Genomic DNA, 4,505 nt, shown 5'->3' with positions numbered 1-4,505 from the left:
CTCACCGCCCCCGGGCGGCGGCTACCCGCCTCCCGGCGGTGCGGGCGGCGGGGGATATCCACCTCCGCCCGGCGGCCCGGCGGGCGGCGGGGGATACCCGCCCCCGCCCCCGCCCCCGCACGGCGGCGGCCCCGGGGACCCGTACGGCGGCTACGGGATGCCCGACCCGCTCGCCGGCATGCCGCCGCTCGCGGACACGGGCAAACGGCTCGTCGCGCGCCTCATCGACCTGGTGGTCGTGTTCGTCCCGCTCTGGCTGATCCTCTTCGCGATCGGCTTCGCCCTCCCGAGGGACACCGATCAGAACGGCGAGCTGACCGACTCCGCCTCCCGGTGGTTCACCGGTGCCGCCCTGCTGTGGTGGCTTGTCTACGTCGCGGTCTGGATCGTCTACGACTGGTTCTTCACCCAGAAGAGCGGCCAGACCCTCGGCAAGAAGGCGATGCGGCTGCGGGTGGCCATGCTCAACGACGGCAGCGTGCCCTCGTCCGGCTCCGCCCTCGGCAGGGCGGCCACCCTCTGGGTGCCGGTGTTCCTCTGCTGCGGCCTGTGGTGGGTCGTCGTGGGCATCTCGATCCTGGTCGACCAGCCCTACAAACAGGGCCTGCACGACAAGGCGGCGAAGACCGTGGTGGTCTCGGTGCCCTGAGAACAAGCCTCCGCACGGACGGCCGGTCCCTCACGGGGCCGGCCGTCCGCGCGCGTCGGCGCAAGCAGGACGCCTCAGCCCCGGGGCCGGCCGGCCACCGCTCCGTACGGCGGCGTGCCGGCCGCGGCGGCGCGGGAGCGGCACCGTGAGGGCGACCAGCAGCCCGAGGGCCAGCGCGGCGGCGGAGATGACCGCGACCCCGATCCCCGTGCTCGTCTGCGAGAGCAGCAGCATGGCGATCGTCGACACGATGACGGTGGCGGAGCCGTAGGCGAGCTGTGCGGCAGTCGGACGCGGCATGACGTGTTCCGTCCTCGGAGGCGGGAGCGGCGGGAGCGGCGGGAGGTGCGTGGGTACGTCGGCTCGGGGTCCGCTCGACGGTCGCGCGCGTCAAGTGACCCATACGACGGGATGCCCGAGGAAGGCCACAGGTAAGCGTGACCTAACCCACGGCGCCGGTGCACGGGGGGCGCACGGAGTCACAAACCGGGTCGCAACCGGACGGGAAACCGGCCTCGGAGTCTCCCTTCGCCCCGGAAGGCCCTGATGGCTCCAAACGTCCGAATAACGGAACTCGCTGACCGCATAGTGCAGTTGTAAGGAAGAAGTCAAGGTCTGTCTTTTCTTTAGACTCTCCGGTCAAATGTCGTCACTTGAGACGCGCGCCGCGCGGAACCCCCCGCTCCTATGGAGACGTTCCGACCAACGCCCGCGGCCGCGGGAGGGGAACGACATCAAGTGACCGGCAACTCCACCAGGCGTCGCGCGCTGCGCGCCGCCGCAGTTGGCGTGACCATGGCGGCCACCGCCGCCACCGGCGCCATCTTCACCACGGCCCAGGCCGACAACACCAGTTGGGGCAACGTCCCCGCCTCCGGGAAGCAGGACCCGACCGCTCCTGCCCAGGAGAAGGTCAAGCACGACCTGGAGACCCCGTTCAGCAAGCAGCAGGCGCAGGCGCGCGAGGCTGCCCTCGACCAGGTGCTGGCCGGCAAGAAGCAGGTCGAGCAGCGCGGCGCCTCCAAGGTCGTCAAGCTCGACGACAAGAAGTACGTCGAGCTCGGCCGCGAGAAGACCGACAAGATCTTCACCATCCTCGTCGACTTCGGCGACCAGGTCGACAACACGACCATGTTCGACCCGGACGGCCCGGACGGCCCGAAGCCGCCGCAGCCCAAGTACGGGGGCACGCCCGGCCCGCTGCACAACCAGATCGCGCAGCCCGACCGCGCGAGCAACAACAGCACCGCCTGGCGCAAGGACTTCAGCCGCGACTACTTCCAGGACCTGTACTTCGGTACCGGCCAGGGCAAGAACTCGCTGAAGACCTACTACGAGAAGACCTCCTCCGGCCGCTACTCGGTCGACGGACAGGTCGCCGACTGGGTCAAGATCCCGTGGAACGAGGCCCGTTACGGCTCGAACTACTGCGGTCAGACCAACTGCTCCAACGTGTGGGACGCCGTCCGCGACGGCGTGAACGCGTGGGTGGACGCGCAGAAGAAGGCCGGCAAGTCCGACGCCGACATCAAGGCCACGCTGGCGCAGTACGACCAGTGGGACCGCAACGACTACGACGGCGACGGCAACTTCAACGAGCCCGACGGCTACATCGACCACTTCCAGATCGTCCACGCGGGCGAGGACGAGTCGGCCGGCGGCGGCGTGCAGGGCACCAACGCGCTGTGGGCGCACCGCTGGTACGCGTACGGCACGGACGTCGGCAAGACCGGCCCGGCGGGCAACAAGGCCGGCGGCACGCAGATCGGCGACACCGGCATCTGGGTCGGCGACTACACGATGCAGCCGGAGAACGGCGGCCTCGGCGTCTTCGCGCACGAGTACGGCCACGACCTCGGTCTGCCGGACCTCTACGACACCTCCGGCGGCGGCGAGAACTCGGTCGGCTTCTGGTCCCTGATGTCGGCGGGCTCCTGGCTCGGCGAGGGCAAGGACTCCATAGGCGACCTCCCGGGCGACATGACCGCCTGGGACAAGCTCCAGCTGGGCTGGCTGAACTACGACACGGCCAAGGCCGCGACGAAGTCCACGCACAAGCTGGGTGTCTCGGAGTACAACACCAAGGACAAGCAGGCGCTGGTCGTCGAGCTGCCGAAGAAGCAGGTCAAGACCGACATCGTCGCCCCCGCCGAGGGTTCCTCGCAGTGGTGGAGCCAGATGGGTGACGACCTCAAGAACACCCTGACCCGCTCCGTCGACCTGACGGGCAAGAAGTCCGCGGCCCTCTCCCTCAAGGGCTGGTGGGACATCGAGCAGGACTACGACTTCCTCTACACCGAGGTCTCCACGGACGGCGGCGCCACCTGGACCGCGCTGGCCGGCACCGCCGACGGTGCGGCCATCCCGGCCGACGCCTCCGGCGCCCCCTCGCTGACCGGTGTCTCCGGCGCCTGGAAGTCCCTGAACTTCCCGCTCGACGCCTACGCGGGCAAGAAGGTCGACCTGCGCTTCCGCTACCAGACGGACGGCGGCGCGGGCGGCAAGGGCTTCACGGCCGACGCCATCACCCTGACCGCGGACGGGGCGACGCTGCTGGCCGACGGTGCGGAGAACGGTGACAACGGCTGGACCGCCAAGGGCTTCCAGCGGGTCGGCGCGGGCTTCACCAAGGAGTACCCGCAGTACTACATCGCGGAGAACCGCCGCTACGTCTCGTACGACCACACCCTCAAGGTGGGCCCGTACAACTTCGGCTGGGCCAACTCGAAGCCGAACTGGGTCGAGCACTACCCGTACCAGGACGGTCTGCTGATCTGGCTGTGGGACAAGTCGCAGAAGGACAACAACACGAGCCAGCACCCCGGCTCGGGTCTGATCCTGCCGATCGACGCCAACGCCAAGCCGATGAAGTGGGCCGACGGCACGCTGCTGCGCAACAAGATCCAGCCCTACGACGCCCCGTTCAGCGCCTACTCGACGGACGCGTTCACCCTGCACAAGAACGGCGAGTCGCTCTTCGTCAAGCCGAAGCCGGCGAACCTGGTCTTCGACGACCACAAGGGCAAGTACTACTACGACGAGAACCCGACCGGTTCGGTGAAGGTCGCTGACACCAACACCAAGATCAAGATCGCGAAGGAGACCTACGACGGCCTCCAGATGACGATCGAGGTCGGCCCCTCGGGTAAGTAATGGGATAAAGCCCCAGGTCAAAGCATGATCGGCCGTCGCCCTCTAGCGGGCGGCGGCCGATCGCGTTTAGATGCACGGACGACTGTTCTTATTGACGGGGGAGCTGAAGATCATGCCAGGTGGAGGTTTCGTCAGACTGCCGGGCGGCAGCGTGGTGGTCGCGCTGACGCTGCCGAGGCCGTCCGGCGAGGGCGGGGACGTCCGCGTCCTGGTCCACGCCGCGAACCGGGCCCGCGCCCTGACCAGGCTGCGGAACCTCGGCATGCGGGCGGTCTACCTCCGCGGCAACGCCCACCCCCCGACCCCGGACGAGATCACAGCGGTCCTCCACCACCCGGACGGCCTCCTGTGGCGCGGCACCCCGGACGGCACGGCGGAACTGTGGCACCCGATCCGGGCGCTGCTGGGGCGCTAGCGGGACCTGCCGCCCGGGCGGACCCTCGCCGGGCCCGGGCGGGGCCTGCGACTGCGCCGGGGCCGGGCCGGGCCTGCGCCGGGTCTGCGCCGGGCCCGGGCCGGGACTGCGCTGGGCCTGCGTCGGGCCCGGGCCGGGTCTGCGCCCGGCCTGGGGACGTCGGCCCGACCTTGGGCCCTGCCGGGCGCCGGGCGTGGGCCTTGGCGGGGACTGCGACTGCGCCGGGCCTGCGCCGGCTCGGGCGGGGATTGCGCCGGGCTCGGGCGGGGCCTGCGCCGGGCCCGGGCC

At 70.1% G+C, this 4,505-nt stretch carries 4 protein-coding genes; 3 read left to right on the top strand and 1 reads right to left on the bottom strand.

The window, feature by feature from the left end:
* The coding region (locus VR44_RS46645; protein ID WP_045951925.1) for an RDD family protein at positions 1 to 649 on the top strand (649 nt) is incomplete at its 5' end.
* Positions 650 to 679: 30 nt separating this feature from the next.
* Here the strand turns inward: VR44_RS46645 and VR44_RS36305 are convergent.
* The gene (locus VR44_RS36305) at positions 680 to 949 is read right to left on the bottom strand and encodes a hypothetical protein (protein ID WP_045951923.1); all 270 of its coding nucleotides are present in this window, start codon (positions 947 to 949) and stop codon (positions 680 to 682) included.
* A gap of 495 nt (positions 950 to 1,444) precedes the next feature.
* Between VR44_RS36305 and VR44_RS36300 the strand changes: the two genes are divergently transcribed.
* Both VR44_RS36300 and VR44_RS36295 read left to right on the top strand, forming a co-directional pair.
* The gene (locus VR44_RS36300; RefSeq protein ID WP_045951922.1) at positions 1,445 to 3,802 is read left to right on the top strand and encodes an immune inhibitor A domain-containing protein; all 2,358 of its coding nucleotides are present in this window, start codon (positions 1,445 to 1,447) and stop codon (positions 3,800 to 3,802) included.
* Between the two features lie 112 nt (positions 3,803 to 3,914).
* Positions 3,915 to 4,217 (top strand): hypothetical protein, encoded by a 303-nt coding sequence (locus tag VR44_RS36295; RefSeq protein ID WP_045951924.1) that lies wholly within the window; start codon positions 3,915 to 3,917, stop codon positions 4,215 to 4,217.
* Positions 4,218 to 4,505: the final 288 nt, after the last annotated feature.

The sequence above is a fragment of the Streptomyces katrae genome, from assembly GCF_000966975.1.
In the GTDB taxonomy this organism is placed as follows: Bacteria; Actinomycetota; Actinomycetes; order Streptomycetales; family Streptomycetaceae; genus Streptomyces; species Streptomyces katrae.
Note: the sequence above shows the minus strand (reverse complement) of the source record. Positions and strands in the feature narration are given on the sequence as shown.